The sequence below is a fragment of the Paeniglutamicibacter selenitireducens genome (assembly GCF_051550675.1).
In the GTDB taxonomy this organism is placed as follows: Bacteria; Actinomycetota; Actinomycetes; order Actinomycetales; family Micrococcaceae; genus Paeniglutamicibacter.
The window spans coordinates 230,939-245,241 of the sequence record NZ_JBPULF010000004.1 but is presented as its reverse complement, the minus strand read 5'-3'; the positions used below and the strand labels follow the sequence as shown (position 1 = coordinate 245,241).

The window sequence follows — 14,303 nt, the reverse complement described above, 5'->3', positions numbered from 1 at the left end:
TTTCCCTCCCCTCCCGTTACCGGGGCGGGAAACACCCTCAATGGTTCGCCATGGTGAAGGTCCGTGCCACGGCCGCGGAAAAACGGCCCGACGCAAAGGCCCGGGACGCCGCGGCATCCCGCAGGGGAACCAGCGCCGGGCCCAGCGGCCGCCCCAGCGCCATGTTGATCCTGGCCTGGCGGGCGGCCCTGCCGGCGGCGGCGAGCCGTCGCGCGGAAAAGCCCCCGAGGAGCCCGTCGACCTCCGCGTCCGGCAGCGCCCCGCGGACGGCCGCGGCAAGCAGCGGTGCCAGCCCCTGGGCGTCAAGCAGCCCCAGCGTCATGCCCTGGCCCCCGATGGGGCTGACCTCGTGCGCGGCATCGCCGATCAGCACGACCCGGCCGTGGTTCATCCGCTCCACCCGGCGGCTGGCCGTGCGGAAGACACTGAGCATCGTGTTGCTCGCCGGATCCGGCTGGTGGCCGGTGCGCCGGGCCACCAGGGCGGAGAGTTCCGGAGGCTCGCCCGGCCCGACCCTTGCCACCCACCGGCGGACGCCCCCGGGCAGCGGAAACGACTCGACGATTCCCTCTTGGTGCAGGAAGAGCGCAGCGTCGGGGCCGAACCCCGTGGCATCGGCGTAGTCGCCCATCGCGTAGCGGTCCGGGTGCACCCGCCCGGTGAACGGGATCCCCGCGGCCTGCCTCAGCGGGGAGCGGCTGCCGTCCGCCCCCACCAGGAACCCGCAGTCAAGCTCCAGGGGCCCTCCGTCCGCCCCGACCGCCCGCACCCGCAGCCGCCCGGGCCGGGCGGAGAACCCTTCGAACCCCGCGCCGGCCAGCAGGGCCCCGCCGTCGAGCCCGGCCAGCCGTTCCCGCAGCCGCTGCACCGTCCGGTTCTGCGGCAGCGACAGCACAAACGGGTGGGGCGGCGGCAGGACGGAAAAATCCAGTGCGGCGAGGACCTTTCCCCGGGAGATCCCCACGCCGCGGCCTATCCGGACGCCCTCGCCGGCCAGCTCCCGGCCCACGCCGAGCCGCCCAAGCACCGCCAGGCCCGGAGGGTGGATGCCGATGGCACGGGAATGTCCGCCGACGCTGGTGCGCGGTTCAAGAACCTTGACGCCGATCCCGGCCTCCAGCAGCAGGATCGCCAGCGCGAGCCCGCTGGGCCCGCCGCCGACGACCACCACGTCCGTGACGGTGGGTTTCACCTGCCGTGCCAGACCGCGAGGTTCCGGTACAACCCGGGGGCGTGCACGTGCCACCCGGGCCGCAGCACCCGGGACAGTTCCCGCGGGGTGAAGCTTCGGCGGATCGAGGTCAGCCCGTCCCTGCGGATGTAGGAGGACCCGGCCAGCGGCAGCGTCGCGATCCCGAAGAGCAGCAGCGCGGAGCGCCGGCGCCGGATGTCGGCGTGGATGGCCACGGTGCGCGCGAGCTGCTCGGAATCGGCGAACACCCCGGCCAGCTCCGGCGGGCCCAGATGGTGGAGCACGTGGTTGGACACCACGATATCGAACCGGTGCCCCTCGGCCACCAGCCCGGAACTGGTGGCCCTGCGGAATTCCAGGCGGCCCGCGTCGCCGCCCGCCCGGGCCGCGGCGCGCAGCGCAAAACCGTGGGCCCTGGCATCGGGGTCGATGCCCGTGACCTTCACGTCGAACCCGTCGGCGGTGGCCCAGCGCAGCAGGTCCCGGGCGATGTCCCCGCCGCCGCAGCCGATGTCCAGGATCGTTCCGGTGCGCCCGCGCGGCAGCGCCGGCCGGATGAGCGCCACATACACCTGCCGCCACCCGGAGACGGCCCTGTTCACCCAGGGGAACTGGGCGTAGGTGCGTTCAAGCAGCACCGGGTCGCAGTCCGGCCTGTCCATCTCCTCCAGCGCGTCGATGGCCCGTTGCACGGCGGCTCAGCGCGTTCGTCCCGGCAGCAGGGTCATCAACGAGGTCTCCACCGTCAGCCCCGGGCCGAACGCCATGGAACACACCCGTTCACCGTCCCCGGCAACCCGGGGGAGGTGCTCCTCCATGATGTCCTTGAGCACGAACATCACCGTGGAGCTGGACATGTTGCCGTAGTCGTTGAGCACCCGGCGCGCCGGCATGAGCTGCTCCTCGCCCAGGCCCAGGCGTTTCTGCACCCGGTCGAGGATCGCCCGGCCGCCGGGGTGGATCCCCCAGTGGGGGATCTCGGAGTAGGCGGTTCCGGCGGATCCGTCCCGGGCAAAGAGGGGATCCAGCGCCCCGACGATGTGCTCGTCGATGATGTGCGGGACATAGGTGCCCAGGACCATCTCGAAGCCCTCGTCCCCGATGTTCCAGGCCATGGCCTCCTCGCCGACCGGGGTCAGCACGGTTTCGAAGTGGTCGAGCCGCACCCCGGGCCCGTCGTGCTCCCGGGCCGTGACGATGGCGGCCGCCGCGCCGTCGGCAAAGAGCGCGGAGCCCATGATGGTGTCCGGGTCGTTCGAGCTGCGCACGTGCAGGGAGCAGAGCTCGGCGCACACGACAAGCACCACGGCGCCCGGGTCCGCATCGCAGAAGCTCTTGGCGGCGCGCAACGCCGGGAACGCGGCATAGCAACCCATGAACCCCAGGTGGTAGCGCTGCGTGGAGGGGTCCAGGCCCAGGGCCCTGACCAGCTGGTAGTCCGGGCCCGGGTTGTAGAAACCGGTGCAGGAGACGGTTATGACATGGGAGATGTCGGACGGGGCGAGGTCCGGGCAGGCGTCCAGCGCCTTGCGCGCCGCCTCGGTGTAGAGCCCCGGCGCGATCCGGGCAAAGAGCTCGTTGCGGACCTTGGTGCTGGGACTGAGCAGCAGCCCGGACTCGGCGTCGAAAAAGTCCGGGTTCTTGGCCACGGACTCGGTCGTGAACTCGTTGACGGCGGTGTGGCGGGTGGAGATCTGTGCCGAATCGAAGGACGTGGCGATCAGCCGCTGGCCCAGCCGGGTCAGGCCGGGCTGGGCGGCAAAGACGTCCCGCGCCTTGTCCTGGTACAGGATCGTGGACGGCACAGCTGTTTGGATGGTTCGCATCATCACCGACATGTCCCAGAGCCTATGTCTGCTCAGGTCGGAGGTAAAGAGCCCGTCCGGTGCCGCCGGCGGGACCCCGGACGGGGGAACCCGCACCGGGGCGAAGGCCTAGCGCCGCCCCCGGCGCAAGCGTATCGTTCGGGTTGGGAGACCATCAGCGGTCAACAGCTACCCCAGCCCGACGGAGAGCAGGCGCGAGATGCCGGACAAGTCGCCGCACAGGCACGAACACAAGAAACCACACGGCAAGAGCATCAAGGAGCGGCGGGCAGAGAAACGCTCGAAGAACGCCCCGCAGGCAGACACCGAACAGGTGACCCACATCAACAAGAAGCAGTAGGCCGGCCACAGGAAGGCCGGGTGGACGAAGTGGAGGAGGGATGCCCCTTCTCCACTTTTTCATGACCCGATGCCGATGCCGATGCCGATTGCCCGCGCCGGCCGGCGCGTGTGCCCGGGCCGGGCGCCGAAAACTGCGGCCGCCAAAATAGTTTCCGGGTTCCCCAATCCATGGCGGGCAGCGCACCGAATGCTCCATGACAGCCCGTTCCATCCGGAACGGAAAAGATACGGCGGGTCGCCGCCGTCTGGCAAGGAGCATGACATGAAGCGCATGAACGGCACGTTTGCTGCAGCACTCGGACTGGTCGCAGTTGCCACGGTGGGACTGACCGCCTGCTCGTCGAACACCGGAACCACCACGGGATCCACGGCACCGTCCTCCGCGATGGCCTCCCCGAGTGCTTCGGCGTCCCCGAGCGGCTCGGCGACGGCGAGCGAATCACCCATGGACCCGGCAGCCAACCTTGTCGGATCGGGGTGCGCGGCCTACGCCAAGGCCGTCCCGACAGGCAACGGGTCGGTGGCCGGCATGGCCCAGGACCCCGTGGCAGTGGCAGCCTCCAACAACCCGCTGCTGAAGACCCTGACCGCGGCGGTCTCGGGCAAGCTCAACCCCAAGGTCGACCTCGTCGACACGCTCAACGGCGGGGAGTTCACCGTCTTCGCCCCGGTCGACGACGCCTTCGCCGCCATCCCGGAAAAGGACCTCAACGCCGCTGTCGCCGATGCCAAGACCCTCAGCAGCATCCTGACCTACCACGTGGTGGCCGGACAGATCGCGCCCAGCGACATCGACGGAACCCACAAGACCGTCGAGGGGCAGGAGCTCAAGGTCACCGGCAGCGGCGACGACCTCATGGTCAACGGGGCGAAGGTGATCTGCGGTGGTGTCCAGACCGCCAACGCGACCGTCTACCTCATCGACACGGTGCTGATGCCGCCGGCCATGAAGTAGCCGCTTGGACCGCGTTCACAACGCATGGCCCGCCCAGGGGGCCGGAGCCGGCGGGATCCACCCGCCGTGCGCCGACCCCCTGCATCGCGGCCATGCCGATCCCCGGGGATGTGCAGAGATGACTTTTCCAGCAGCCGCGCCGGTCACGATGGTGGGCGGGAAGCGCAATGCGTGAGACGCTTGGCCGCATGGGCACACATCGACCGGATGAATCGGGACAGGACGGCGAGCCGACGCCCGAGGACCTGATGCGCCGGGTCGCCGTGGGCGACGAAAACGCGTTCGGGCTGCTGTACGACACGCTCTCCGCCCGGGTCTTCGGGCTGGTGCGCCGCATCCTGAGAGACGAGGCGCAAAGCGAGGAAGTGACCCAGGAAGTGTTCGTCGAGGCCTGGCAGCAGGCCGCGCGGTTCGACGCGGCCAGGGGCACGGCGACCACCTGGTTGTTGACCCTGGCGCACCGCCGGGCTGTCGACAGGGTCCGCGCCAGCCAGGCGAGCAGGGACCGCGACCTGCGCGAAGGCATGAAGGACTTCCGGGAAAGCTATGATGACGTTGAATCAACGGCCATCCAGCACGACGAAAGCCGTCGCGTTCTCCTGGCACTGGAACGATTGAGCGAGACCCAGCGCGACGCCATCCAGCTGGCGTACTTCGGCGGATACACCCACGTGGAAGTGGCGGAGCTGCTCAAGATCCCGGTGGGCACGGCAAAAACCCGCATACGTGATGGCATGAACAGACTTCGAGACCTGATGGGGGTGGCGTGATGGACGAGCAGCAGAACGACCTTACCGGCAGCTTTGCCCTCAACGCACTGGGCGATTCGGAGCGCGAAGAGGTGATCCGGCATGCGGAGGCCTCCGGGGACGTCCGGGGGGAAATCGACGCGTTCCAGGAAACCGCCGCGCTCCTGGGGCTGTCCACCGAACCCGTGGAACCCCCGGCCCGGCTCAAGGCAAACATCATGTCCGCCATCCGCGCCACCCCGCAGCTTCCCCCGATCCAGGCGGAAGCCGGCCCGGAAGCCCGTCCCGCGCCCGCCGCTGACACCGCGCCCGCCGGACCGAAGGCCCCGGACCCCGACGCGACTTCCACGAACGTGGCTTCGGCCGACCGGGCAGCCGCCGACCAGACAGTCGCCGATGCGCGGACCGGCACGCCGTCTGCGGGCAAGGGCGGCCAGCGGTTCTTTGCGCTGGCGGCCGGTGTCCTGTTGATCGCCGCCGGCGTCCTGAGCGGGGTGGCAGTGAACCAGCATGCGCAGCAGCAACGGCTCGAGCAGCAGCTCTCGGCGCTGAGGAACGAACAGGCCGAACTGACAAAGATCCTGACGGCAGCCGACGCGAAGTCCAAGACCCAGCGCATGGACGACGGCGCCCGGGTGACCCTCGCCTACTCCGCCTCCACCGGCATGATGGCTGTGACGGCCGAGGGCCTTCCGGCGCTGCCCAGCGGCAAGGGGTACGAGCTGTGGCTGATTTCCGATGCCGGAGCCGTGCCTGCGGGCATGATCGACGGTGCGGCGTCCGACGGCATGGTCATGGTGTCCGGTTCGATGGACGGCGTCACGCACTTCGGGATCACCGTGGAACCGGCTTCCGGTTCCCCGGCCCCCACCACCGAACCCATCATGCTCCAGGCCTTGTGAATCCCGCCCCGGATTCTGCGGCCTCCCTCCAATCCGGCGGTGGTAGCGTTCCGAATACGACGTGATTGGTGCTTCCCGGGTTCTGCCGGCGGAGCCACGGCACAACGTACGGGCAGGTGCACTCATGAAAGACGGAACAGCAACCAGGACACGGGATGCGTGGGCGTTCGGGCTCGCCGGGCTCGCCTCGGCGGCGGTGCTTTTCTCGGTGGCGCAGCTGGCTTCGGCCTTCTTCGCCGCTTCCTCGGCCCCGCTGGTCGCGATGGGCGCGGTCTTCATCGACCTGACGCCGCCGTGGCTCAAGGACTTCGCCATCGCCACCTTCGGCACCAACGACAAGCTGGCGCTGTTCGTGTCGATGGGTGCGGTCGCCGTCGCCGTGTCGGTGCTCGTCGGGGTGCTGGCCAGGCGCAGCATCGCCCTGGCTTCGGGTTGCATCGCGGCCCTGGCGCTTGCCATCGGCGGCGCGGTGATTTCCCGCCCGGAGACGGGCCCGGCGGACCTTGTCCCGACGGTCCTGGGTACCGTGGCCTCGCTGTTCGTGCTGGGAAGGCTGGTGCGGTTGGCGGCTGCCGCGGGAGCCGGTGGACCCGGCAGCAAACCGGACGGCACCCCGGGCCGCGTCCCCGATGGCCATGACGATGACGATGGCGTTGCCGCAGCCTCCGAACCGGCCGCCGCTGCCGCGTCCGTCCCCGGTGGCTCGCGCAGGAAGTTCCTGCTCGCCTCGGCGCTGGCCCTTGTCGGGTCGGCCGTCGTCGCTGGCGTCGGGAAATCCCTGGCCACGGCACGCAACGTGGCCGACGCCGCGCGTTCGGCGCTCGGACTGCCCGCGGCCGCGCTGCCGGCGAAACCCCTGCCCGCAGGGGTGCAGGTCGAGCTGGCCGGCATGCCGCAGTTCGTGACCCCGAACAAGGATTTCTACCGCATCGACACGGCGCTGTCGGTGCCGCACATCAACCCCGAGGACTGGTCCTTGCGCGTCCACGGGATGGTCGAGCACGAATTCAGCATCGGCTTCGCCGAGCTTCTCAGGGAGGACCTCGTCGAAAGCCACCTGACGCTGACCTGCGTCTCGAACCCGGTGGGCGGGCCGCTGGTCGGGAACGCCAAGTGGCTGGGCTACCCGTTGCGGCTCCTGCTGGAACGGGCCGTCCCGAAGGCCGGCGCGGACATGGTGCTCTCAACCTCCATCGACGGGTTCAGCGCCTCCACGCCGCTGGAGGTGCTGACCGACGAGCGCATGGCCCTGCTGGCTGTCGGCATGAACGGGGAGCCGCTGCCGTTGGAACACGGCTTCCCCGTGCGCATGGTGGTTCCCGGGCTCTACGGCTACGTCTCCGCCACCAAGTGGGTGGTGGACCTGGAAGTGACCCGTTTTGCGGACAAGGTCGCCTACTGGACCACCCGCGGCTGGTCGGACCACGGCCCCATCAAGATGTCCTCGCGGGTGGACGTCCCGCGCCCCCTGGCCACGGTCCCCGCGGGCACGGTGGTCATGGGCGGAACGGCCTGGGCCCAGACCCGGGGGATTTCGGGGGTGCAGGTCCAGGTCGACGACGGCGAGTGGGTGGATGCCGAACTGGGTGCCGAGGCATCCCTGGACACCTGGCGCCAGTGGCGTTACGCGTGGGACGGGGCGACGTCCGGAACCCACACCGTCAGCGTGAGGGCCATCGACGGGCAGGGCGTGCTCCAAAGCGATCAGAAGGCAAACCCCGCGCCGGACGGTGCCAGCGGCTGGCAGCGGATCCAGTTCTCCGTGCAGTAGGGCAGCGGCCCCGGCTGTCACTCAGGTGTACATCAGCGAGCCCGGCGTGGTCAGCCGCTCGCCGGTCTCCAGCCAGGTCTTCATGCCGGAGAGGATCATCGGCCAGCCGCCGTACAGCTCGGGGTGCGCACCGGCCTTCATCCTGTCGTGCGTCACCGTCAGCAGGCAGGTGTCCTCGACCGGGGTGATCTCGTAGGTGATCCGGCTTTCGCCCTCGGCCTGGACGGCCTCGCTCCACAGGGCGTTCATCGTCACCACCAGCCGGCGGTTCGGTTCGACCTCCAGCACGGTCCCCTCGCCGAGCGGCCCTGCGGCATGGGGGTTCGTCGTCGTGAAGGTGGAACCCGGCACCCAGTCGGAGATGTAGGAATTCCCGAAGTAGTAGATGGCCGTCTGCTCCGGGTCGATCAAGGCCGCCCAGAGCTTTTCCGGTGTGGTCTTGATGTAGTACTCAAAGGTCTTTTCCATCTCCACAGGCTAAACCCGGACGCCGCGCCTGCACCCCCAACCGGGGAACAATTCTTTGCGAACTGGCGGTTCCGGCACCCACCGGAAACCCGGCCGGCTCGCGGCTTCGGGTGAAGCCATGAGACGACCGGGTACCCGGGGATCCGCGGGGAGGGCGCTACTTCTTGTCGTCGCCCGTGAGCCGCTGGCTCAGGTAGACGGGGATCATCGAGGCCACGACGAGCACCGCAGCGATCACGTTGACCACCGGCGCCTGGTTGGGGCGGGACATGTTGTTGAAGATCCAGATCGGCAGGGTTTCGGTGCCCGGGGCCGCGGTGAACGTCGTGACGACGATTTCGTCGAAGCTCAGGGCGAAGGCGAGCAGGCCGCCGGCGATGAAGGCGGACCTGAAGCCCGGGAAGGTGACCTGGAAGAAGGTCTTGAACATGTTCGCGCCCATGTCCATGGCGGCTTCCTCGAGCCCGCGGTTCATGCGTCCCATGCGGGCCTGGACGTTGTTGAACACCATCACGATGGAGAACGTCGCGTGCCCGACGATCACGGAGAACAGCCCGAGCCCGATGCCCAGCGGCTCCAGGACGGTCTTGAACGTGTTGTTCAGGGCGACGCCGGTGACGATGCCGGGCAGCGCGATCGGCAGGACCACCAGCAGGTTCACGGTGTTCTTGCCGAAGAATTCGTAGCGGGAGAGCGCGAAGGCCACCATGGAACCCAGCACCAGGGCGATCACCGTGGCCACGGAAGCGACCTTCACCGACGTCCACAGGGCCTCGCGGACCCCTTCGTTGTTCCAGGCGGCGACCCACCACTTGGTGGTGAATTCCTTGATGGGGAACGCGCCGGAGGTCGTGGCGTTGAAGGAGTTCGCGATGACCAGCAGCAGCGGCAGGTAGATGGCGGCCATGACCAGGCCCGCGATGAGCGTCAGCGTGGTTTTTGCGGGGGTTGAGAGTCTCATGTCCGTCTCCTTACAGGGCCTTCAGGGCGCCGGTCTTGCGGGCCAGGAAGAGGTATATGACAACGACAAGGATCGGGACGATGCCGAAGGCCGCGGCCAGCGGCGGGTTCAGGTTGATGTTGGAGGCGATCACCGTGCCGATGACCTGCGTCTTGCCGCCCACGAACTGCGCGGCGATGTAGTCGCCCAGCGACAGGGAGAACGTGAAGATGGATCCGGCGATGAAGGCCGGCTTCAGCAGCGGGATCGCCACGGTGCGGACGGTGGCCCAGGGCTTGGCCCCAAGGTCCGAGGAGGCATCGAACAGGTTGTCGGGGATCTGGCGGAAGGCCGAGTAAACGGGGACCGCCATGTACGGGAACCACAGGTAGGCGAGGGTGACCACGAGCGCGGCGGTGCCGTACCCGGGGCCCGTCATGCCCAGGGGAGCCAGGAACCAGTCCAGCGGGCCACCCTCGGCGAAGGTGATGCGCCAGGAGAAGACCTTGACCAGGTACCCCGCCCACAGGGGCAGGGTGATGCCGATGGCGAAGACCGCGCGCACCCTGGGGGAGGCGACCTTGGCCATGAACAGCCCGAGCGGCAGGGCGAGGAGCGCGCACAACACCGTCACCGCGAGCGCGATCAGGATGGTGCGGAGTGCTGTGGCCTGGTACGCCGGCTGGGTGGCGATCTCCGCGAAGTTCTCAAGCGTGAATGCGGGGATGACCTTGGAGGTGAAGGAATCGGTGGTCCAGAAGGCCGTGACGAACAGCAGCACGAGCGAGCCGATGTAGAGCACCCCGAGCCACAGCAACGGCAACAGCAGCAAGCCTGTGACGCGCACCTTGGGCCGCCGGTAGAGGTAGCGGGAGATCTTGTCGCCCCAGGAGTTTCGCGGGCGGGCGGATGGCGGGGCGACCGGGGCCGGGACGGTGTCCGGCGGGCTGTGGAGTGCTGTCATGGCGGGTGCCGACGAATGTCGTCGTCCTCCTCGTTGATGGGAATGAAGGGTGGGGAAACGGCCACGGTCGGCCCGTGGCGAGGGTGCGGGCGGGGTTGGGCCCGCCGGCGGGTGGTGGGAACGAGCGCCCGCCACCCGCCGGCGAACCGGGAGAGGCAGGGGAAACTAGCCCTTGACCTCTGTCCAGGCCTTCGTCCACTCCTGGTAGTTGGTGCAGGTCGCGTCGGTGCGGCCGTCAATGCACTGCTCGACAGGGGTGGTCCACATCCAGACCTGCTTGTAGTAGGCCTCGTCGGTCGCGTGGAACGTCTCGCAGTGGGCCTCGTTTTCCTTCGAACCCTCGCACGCCAGCTTGTTGGCCGGTGCCATGCCGAAGTTCTGCGCGATCTTGCCGTTCACCTCTGCGCTGGAGGCCCAGTCGATCCACTTGTAGGCGCAGTTCGGGTTCTTCGACTTGGAGGAGACCATCCAGGTGTCCGACCAACCCGTGGCGCCTTCCTTCGGGAGGACGGACTCGACCTTGCCGCCGTCGGCCTTGGCCAGGTTCACCACGACCTGCCAGCCGGTGCCCAGTGAGGAGGTCCCCGAGGAGATCGAGGAGACGGCCTTCAGTGCGTCGTTCCAGTACTCCCCGGCAACCTCGTTCTGGGTCTTGAGCAGCGCGACGGCTGCCGCAAGCTGGTCCTTGTCCAGTGCGTAGGGGTTCTTGATGCCGAGTTCGGGCTGGGTCGCCATCAGGTACACGGCCGCGTCGGCGATGAAGATGGGGGAGTCGTAGGCCATGATGGAGCCCTTGTAGGGGGACTCCGCGGACCAGGTGTCTTCCCACGAGGTGGGTGCCGTGGTGACCTTGTCGGTGTTGTACATCAGCACGTTTGCGCCTCGGCCGATGGGTACGCCGTAGCTCTTGCCGTTGAGCGTGTCGTAGATCTGGCCCTTGAGGCCGTCCACGATGTTGCCGAAGTTCGGGATGAGTTCGGTGTTGATCGGTGCCACGTCCCCGCCGGCGATCAAGCGAAGCGACGCATCGCCCGAGGCCGAGACGACGTCGTACTCGCCGCCGCGCATGAGCTGGACCATCTCATCGCTGGTGGCGCCGACCTTGCGGTTGACCTGGCAGCTGGTTTCCTTCTCGAAGGCACTGACCCAGTCGGCGTCCGGGTTCGTGGAGCCGTCCTCGACGAAGCCTGCCCAGGCCACGATATTGACCTGGCCCTCGGATTCGCCGACCGCGGTTGCGGCGGGGATGTCGGGAACCTGGATGCCGGCGCTGTTGGGGGTGGCGCTACCGCCGCCGCCGCAAGCGGCCAGGACCAGCGAGAGAGAGGCGAGTCCGGCCAGCGGCAGGAATTTCTTGGTTCGTTTCATGATGGTGTGCCTTCCTTGGATGGGGAGTGGAGCGAGTTTCAGACCGTGTAGTTGAAGCGGGAGGGCCATTCGAGCCTGACCCTGTCGCCTCGTTGGGCTCCGCTGGAGCCGGCGCCGTTCTGTTCCTGGATGACCAGCGCCGGGCCGTGCTCGGTGACTGCCACGTAGCGGGTTGTCGGCCCGGTGTAGACGATTTCCTCGATGACGGCGTGGACTGCCGAGGTGCCGGCTTCCTGCATCGAGTCCTGCGGGCGAAGCACGATGTGTTCGGGCCGCAGCGAGACGAGGCCTTCATTCCCGGTGAGGTGCTTGGCGAGCGCGCCCTCGATCAGGTTGGTGTTTCCCAGGAAGGAAGCCACGAAGCGGGTGGCCGGGCGTTCGTAGAGGTCCTCGGGGCTGCCGACCTGGTCGATTTTTCCTTCGTTGAAGACCGCCACCCGGTCCGAAAGCGTCAAGGCCTCTTCCTGGTCGTGAGTAACGAAGACGAAGGTGATGCCGACCTCGCGCTGGATTTGCTTGAGCTCGATCTGCATTTGTTCGCGCAGCTGCTTGTCCAGGGCGCCCAGCGGTTCGTCGAGCAGCAGCACCTGGGGACGCAGGACCAGGGCGCGGGCCAGTGCGACGCGCTGGCGCTGGCCGCCGGACAGCTGGGACGGCAGGCGTCCGGCAACCTGCGGCAGGCGAATCATCTCGAGGGCCTCGTTGACCCGTGCCGTGCGTTCGGCCTTGGGCAGCTTCCGGAGCTTGAGTCCGTACTCGACGTTCTGCGCCACCGTCAGGTGGGGGAAGAGCGCATAGTCCTGGAAAACGGTGTTGACGTCGCGTTCGAACGGCGCTGCGTAGGTGACGTCCTTGCCGCCAAGCTCGATGCGGCCCGCGGTGGGCAGTTCGAAACCCGCGATCATGCGCAGGACGGTGGTCTTGCCGGAACCCGAGGGGCCAAGCAGGGAGAAGAATTCGCCGCTGCGGATATCAAGATCCAGTCCCTTGACGGCATGGAAGTCGCCGAAGGACTTGCCGACCTGCTGGAGGGAAATCGCTGGAGTGCGACTGGACTCGGCTGAATGGGCCGGGCGCTGGAGTGGCGTTGCTGTGCTTGGCACCGTAGTCGTCCTTTCTCGAGGGGATGTGGTGTGGCTTACTTCCGAACTGTTAACCTATGAAACCAGATGTTAGATGTAATAGCCATCACTTTCTGACAAAATTCTGTGAGAAGATTTCGGAAGCGAGCCGCCAAAGCTCTAACCCCGGTGTTTTGAAAGGATGGTGAACATGTCTCGAGATTCATCCCCGCACCAGCGTCAACTCTCATCCGTATTCGCCTCCTTGGGAGACGAGGGGCGTGCCAAGCGCGTCGAAGACCGCATCGTCTCGGGCATCACCGCCGGGATCCTGCTTGACGGGGACCGGTTGCCCAGCGAGGCGGAAATGGCTTCATCGCTGGGTGTCGCCACGATGACGGCCCGCGAGGCGCTCACGGCCCTGCGAACCCGTGGTCTCGTGAAGACCACGAGGGGTCGTGAGGGCGGAACGTTCATCACGTTGCCGCAAGGGGACAGGGCCAGCCTGCTGCGTGAGAGGCTCGCTGCCATGAGCCGCGTCGAGCTGCGCGACCTGGGCATCCACTACGCCGCAATTGCCTCGACTGCCGCGGAACTCGCAGCGGGGGCCGCAGATGACCATGACCTGGAAATCCTGCGCCGGATGCTGGAACCGCAGCCCGCCGGCGCCAACCCGCCGGGCACCGTCGTGGGGGATTTCTTCCTGGAGATGGCGGCGCTGAGCCAATCGGCGCGGCTGACGCGGGAACACGTCCGGCTCCATACGGATTTCGGCTCGCTGCTGTCGTTGGCCCATGCGGATCCCGGCTTCGATGCGAGGATGCTCGCGCTGTGTGCGGCCATCCTCGACGCGATGGGATCCGCGGACTCCGCCACGGCCCGTCGGCTGGTTGACGACTACGTCAGGGCCGGCGTCGTGTGGCTGATCGAAGCCCAGGCAGACAATGCCGCAACAAACAACCCATCCCGGAAACCGCGCCCGAGCGCCACGTGAGGAGGCCAATGTGACAACTATCGAAACCCCCGGAAGTGACGCCGGCAGCAGCGTCGTCATCTTTTTTGAGTCCTTGATGCAAGACCTCCGCGTCTGGGCCGGGGGAATGGTCGCCCCTTTCGACGACCCGGAACGGGCTCCCAGCCAGCGAGACGTGGATGCCGTGGTCCAGCCGCTGGCCAAGGAACTGCTGGATCGCCGGGACCTGCCGCTGGTGGGCGCAGGGTTTGTTGCTGCCTTCGGGGCGGTCTCAGATACGCCGTGGCACATGGCGTGGTGGCAGGGCGACAAGCAGGAACGGCTGCTGATGCTGACCATGGAGTCGGCGGGTGAAACATACTCGCGCCGCGAATGGTTCACTGTCCCGATGGCGACGGGTGACGGGCACATCACCGGACCGTACGTGGACTTCCTCTGCACCGACGAATACACCTTGACCTTCACCGTGCCGGTCAAGGCGCAAGGGCGGATCGTTGGCGTCGCCGGGGCCGACATCTTCGTGGAATCCATCGAGCAGCTGTTGGTTGATCGGCTTCGTGCAATCGATCCGCGGGCAACGCTGGTCAACGGAGTGGGCCGGGTCATCGTCTCGGCGGACCCGCAGCTGGCAGCCGGCCGGATGCTGATCCGGAATTGGCAGGACGCCCATGCGCCGGTCGTTCCCGTGGACGGTGTCGACCTCGAATTCTCGCGGGTCCATGTGGCCCGGTGCGGTGGCTTGCCGATGGCGGTGGCGGTTCCCGAATAGTTCCTACCCGCATGTGGAACAAC

At 67.8% G+C, this 14,303-nt stretch carries 14 protein-coding genes and 1 pseudogene; 7 read left to right on the top strand and 8 right to left on the bottom strand.

Translation table 11 applies throughout. The features are described 5' to 3' along the window. Nucleotides 1–37: 37 nt before the first annotated feature. Genes ACSYDW_RS10075 through ACSYDW_RS10065 form a run of 3 tightly spaced genes read right to left on the bottom strand, consistent with a single transcriptional unit; the run spans nucleotide 38 to nucleotide 3,030 of the window. A complete protein-coding gene (locus ACSYDW_RS10075; RefSeq protein ID WP_438338595.1) occupies nucleotides 38–1,192 on the bottom strand; it encodes an FAD-dependent oxidoreductase in 1,155 nt (384 codons plus the stop codon). Continuing rightward, on the bottom strand, nucleotides 1,189–1,884 hold the full coding sequence (locus tag ACSYDW_RS10070; protein WP_438338594.1) for a methyltransferase domain-containing protein: 696 nt from the start codon (nucleotides 1,882–1,884) through the stop codon (nucleotides 1,189–1,191). Before ACSYDW_RS10070 ends, ACSYDW_RS10075 begins: the two co-directional genes overlap by 4 nt. Nucleotides 1,885–1,890: 6 nt before the next feature. Beyond that, nucleotides 1,891–3,030 (bottom strand): type III polyketide synthase, encoded by a 1,140-nt coding sequence (locus ACSYDW_RS10065; RefSeq protein WP_438338593.1) that lies wholly within the window; start codon nucleotides 3,028–3,030, stop codon nucleotides 1,891–1,893. A gap of 187 nt (nucleotides 3,031–3,217) precedes the next feature. Between ACSYDW_RS10065 and ACSYDW_RS10060 the strand changes: the two genes are divergently transcribed. The 5 genes from ACSYDW_RS10060 (at nucleotide 3,218) to ACSYDW_RS10040 (ending at nucleotide 7,737) form a co-directional block, all read left to right on the top strand. Next, nucleotides 3,218–3,358 carry a hypothetical protein gene (locus ACSYDW_RS10060; protein WP_438338592.1) on the top strand — a complete coding sequence of 47 codons (141 nt, stop codon included), beginning with the start codon at nucleotides 3,218–3,220 and terminating at the stop codon, nucleotides 3,356–3,358. A gap of 264 nt (nucleotides 3,359–3,622) precedes the next feature. Beyond that, on the top strand, nucleotides 3,623–4,315 hold the full coding sequence (locus tag ACSYDW_RS10055) for a fasciclin domain-containing protein (protein WP_438338591.1): 693 nt from the start codon (nucleotides 3,623–3,625) through the stop codon (nucleotides 4,313–4,315). A gap of 188 nt (nucleotides 4,316–4,503) precedes the next feature. Further along, a complete protein-coding gene (sigK, locus tag ACSYDW_RS10050) occupies nucleotides 4,504–5,085 on the top strand; it encodes an ECF RNA polymerase sigma factor SigK (RefSeq protein ID WP_438338590.1) in 582 nt (193 codons plus the stop codon). Then, nucleotides 5,085–5,966 carry an anti-sigma factor gene (locus tag ACSYDW_RS10045; protein WP_438338589.1) on the top strand — a complete coding sequence of 294 codons (882 nt, stop codon included), beginning with the start codon at nucleotides 5,085–5,087 and terminating at the stop codon, nucleotides 5,964–5,966. The genes sigK and ACSYDW_RS10045 overlap by 1 nt, the downstream gene beginning before the upstream one ends. 124 nt (nucleotides 5,967–6,090) lie before the next feature. Next, nucleotides 6,091–7,737, top strand: a complete 1,647-nt coding sequence (locus tag ACSYDW_RS10040) for a molybdopterin-dependent oxidoreductase (RefSeq protein ID WP_438338588.1) — start codon at nucleotides 6,091–6,093, stop codon at nucleotides 7,735–7,737. Between the two features lie 21 nt (nucleotides 7,738–7,758). On the opposite strand, the pseudogene ACSYDW_RS10035 reads toward ACSYDW_RS10040, so the two are convergent. From ACSYDW_RS10035 to ACSYDW_RS10015, 5 genes and pseudogenes are all read right to left on the bottom strand, one after another. Then, nucleotides 7,759–8,205, bottom strand: a pseudogene (locus ACSYDW_RS10035) (SRPBCC family protein); the annotation flags it as partial. 157 nt (nucleotides 8,206–8,362) lie between these two features. After that, the gene (locus tag ACSYDW_RS10030) at nucleotides 8,363–9,166 is read right to left on the bottom strand and encodes an ABC transporter permease (RefSeq protein ID WP_438338587.1); all 804 of its coding nucleotides are present in this window, start codon (nucleotides 9,164–9,166) and stop codon (nucleotides 8,363–8,365) included. A 10-nt stretch (nucleotides 9,167–9,176) separates the two neighbouring features. Continuing rightward, nucleotides 9,177–10,109, bottom strand: a complete 933-nt coding sequence (locus tag ACSYDW_RS10025; RefSeq protein ID WP_438338586.1) for an ABC transporter permease — start codon at nucleotides 10,107–10,109, stop codon at nucleotides 9,177–9,179. Nucleotides 10,110–10,274: 165 nt separating this feature from the next. Next, nucleotides 10,275–11,477, bottom strand: coding sequence for an extracellular solute-binding protein (locus ACSYDW_RS10020; protein ID WP_438338585.1), 1,203 nt, complete (start codon nucleotides 11,475–11,477; stop codon nucleotides 10,275–10,277). 38 nt (nucleotides 11,478–11,515) lie between these two features. Next, nucleotides 11,516–12,580, bottom strand: a complete 1,065-nt coding sequence (locus tag ACSYDW_RS10015; RefSeq protein ID WP_438338584.1) for an ABC transporter ATP-binding protein — start codon at nucleotides 12,578–12,580, stop codon at nucleotides 11,516–11,518. Nucleotides 12,581–12,749: 169 nt separating this feature from the next. On the opposite strand from ACSYDW_RS10015, the gene ACSYDW_RS10010 reads away from it, so the two are divergent. Together ACSYDW_RS10010 and ACSYDW_RS10005 are read left to right on the top strand one after the other, a co-directional pair. Then, on the top strand, nucleotides 12,750–13,532 hold the full coding sequence (locus ACSYDW_RS10010) for a FadR/GntR family transcriptional regulator (protein ID WP_438338583.1): 783 nt from the start codon (nucleotides 12,750–12,752) through the stop codon (nucleotides 13,530–13,532). Between the two features lie 10 nt (nucleotides 13,533–13,542). Continuing rightward, nucleotides 13,543–14,280, top strand: coding sequence for a cache domain-containing protein (locus ACSYDW_RS10005; protein ID WP_438338582.1), 738 nt, complete (start codon nucleotides 13,543–13,545; stop codon nucleotides 14,278–14,280). The last annotated feature ends 23 nt before the right edge of the window (nucleotides 14,281–14,303 follow it).

Bases quoted from the DNA above. Each gene is read 5' to 3' on its own strand.
- ACSYDW_RS10065 (WP_438338593.1), bottom strand. From the start codon at position 3,030: ATGTCGGTGATGATGCGAACCATCCAAACAGCTGTGCCGTCCACGATC.
- ACSYDW_RS10060 (WP_438338592.1), top strand. From the start codon at position 3,218: ATGCCGGACAAGTCGCCGCACAGGCACGAACACAAGAAACCACACGGC.
- ACSYDW_RS10055 (WP_438338591.1), top strand. From the start codon at position 3,623: ATGAAGCGCATGAACGGCACGTTTGCTGCAGCACTCGGACTGGTCGCA.
- sigK (WP_438338590.1), top strand. From the start codon at position 4,504: ATGGGCACACATCGACCGGATGAATCGGGACAGGACGGCGAGCCGACG.
- ACSYDW_RS10045 (WP_438338589.1), top strand. From the start codon at position 5,085: ATGGACGAGCAGCAGAACGACCTTACCGGCAGCTTTGCCCTCAACGCA.
- ACSYDW_RS10040 (WP_438338588.1), top strand. From the start codon at position 6,091: ATGAAAGACGGAACAGCAACCAGGACACGGGATGCGTGGGCGTTCGGG.
- ACSYDW_RS10030 (WP_438338587.1), bottom strand. From the start codon at position 9,166: ATGAGACTCTCAACCCCCGCAAAAACCACGCTGACGCTCATCGCGGGC.
- ACSYDW_RS10025 (WP_438338586.1), bottom strand. From the start codon at position 10,109: ATGACAGCACTCCACAGCCCGCCGGACACCGTCCCGGCCCCGGTCGCC.
- ACSYDW_RS10020 (WP_438338585.1), bottom strand. From the start codon at position 11,477: ATGAAACGAACCAAGAAATTCCTGCCGCTGGCCGGACTCGCCTCTCTC.
- ACSYDW_RS10010 (WP_438338583.1), top strand. From the start codon at position 12,750: ATGTCTCGAGATTCATCCCCGCACCAGCGTCAACTCTCATCCGTATTC.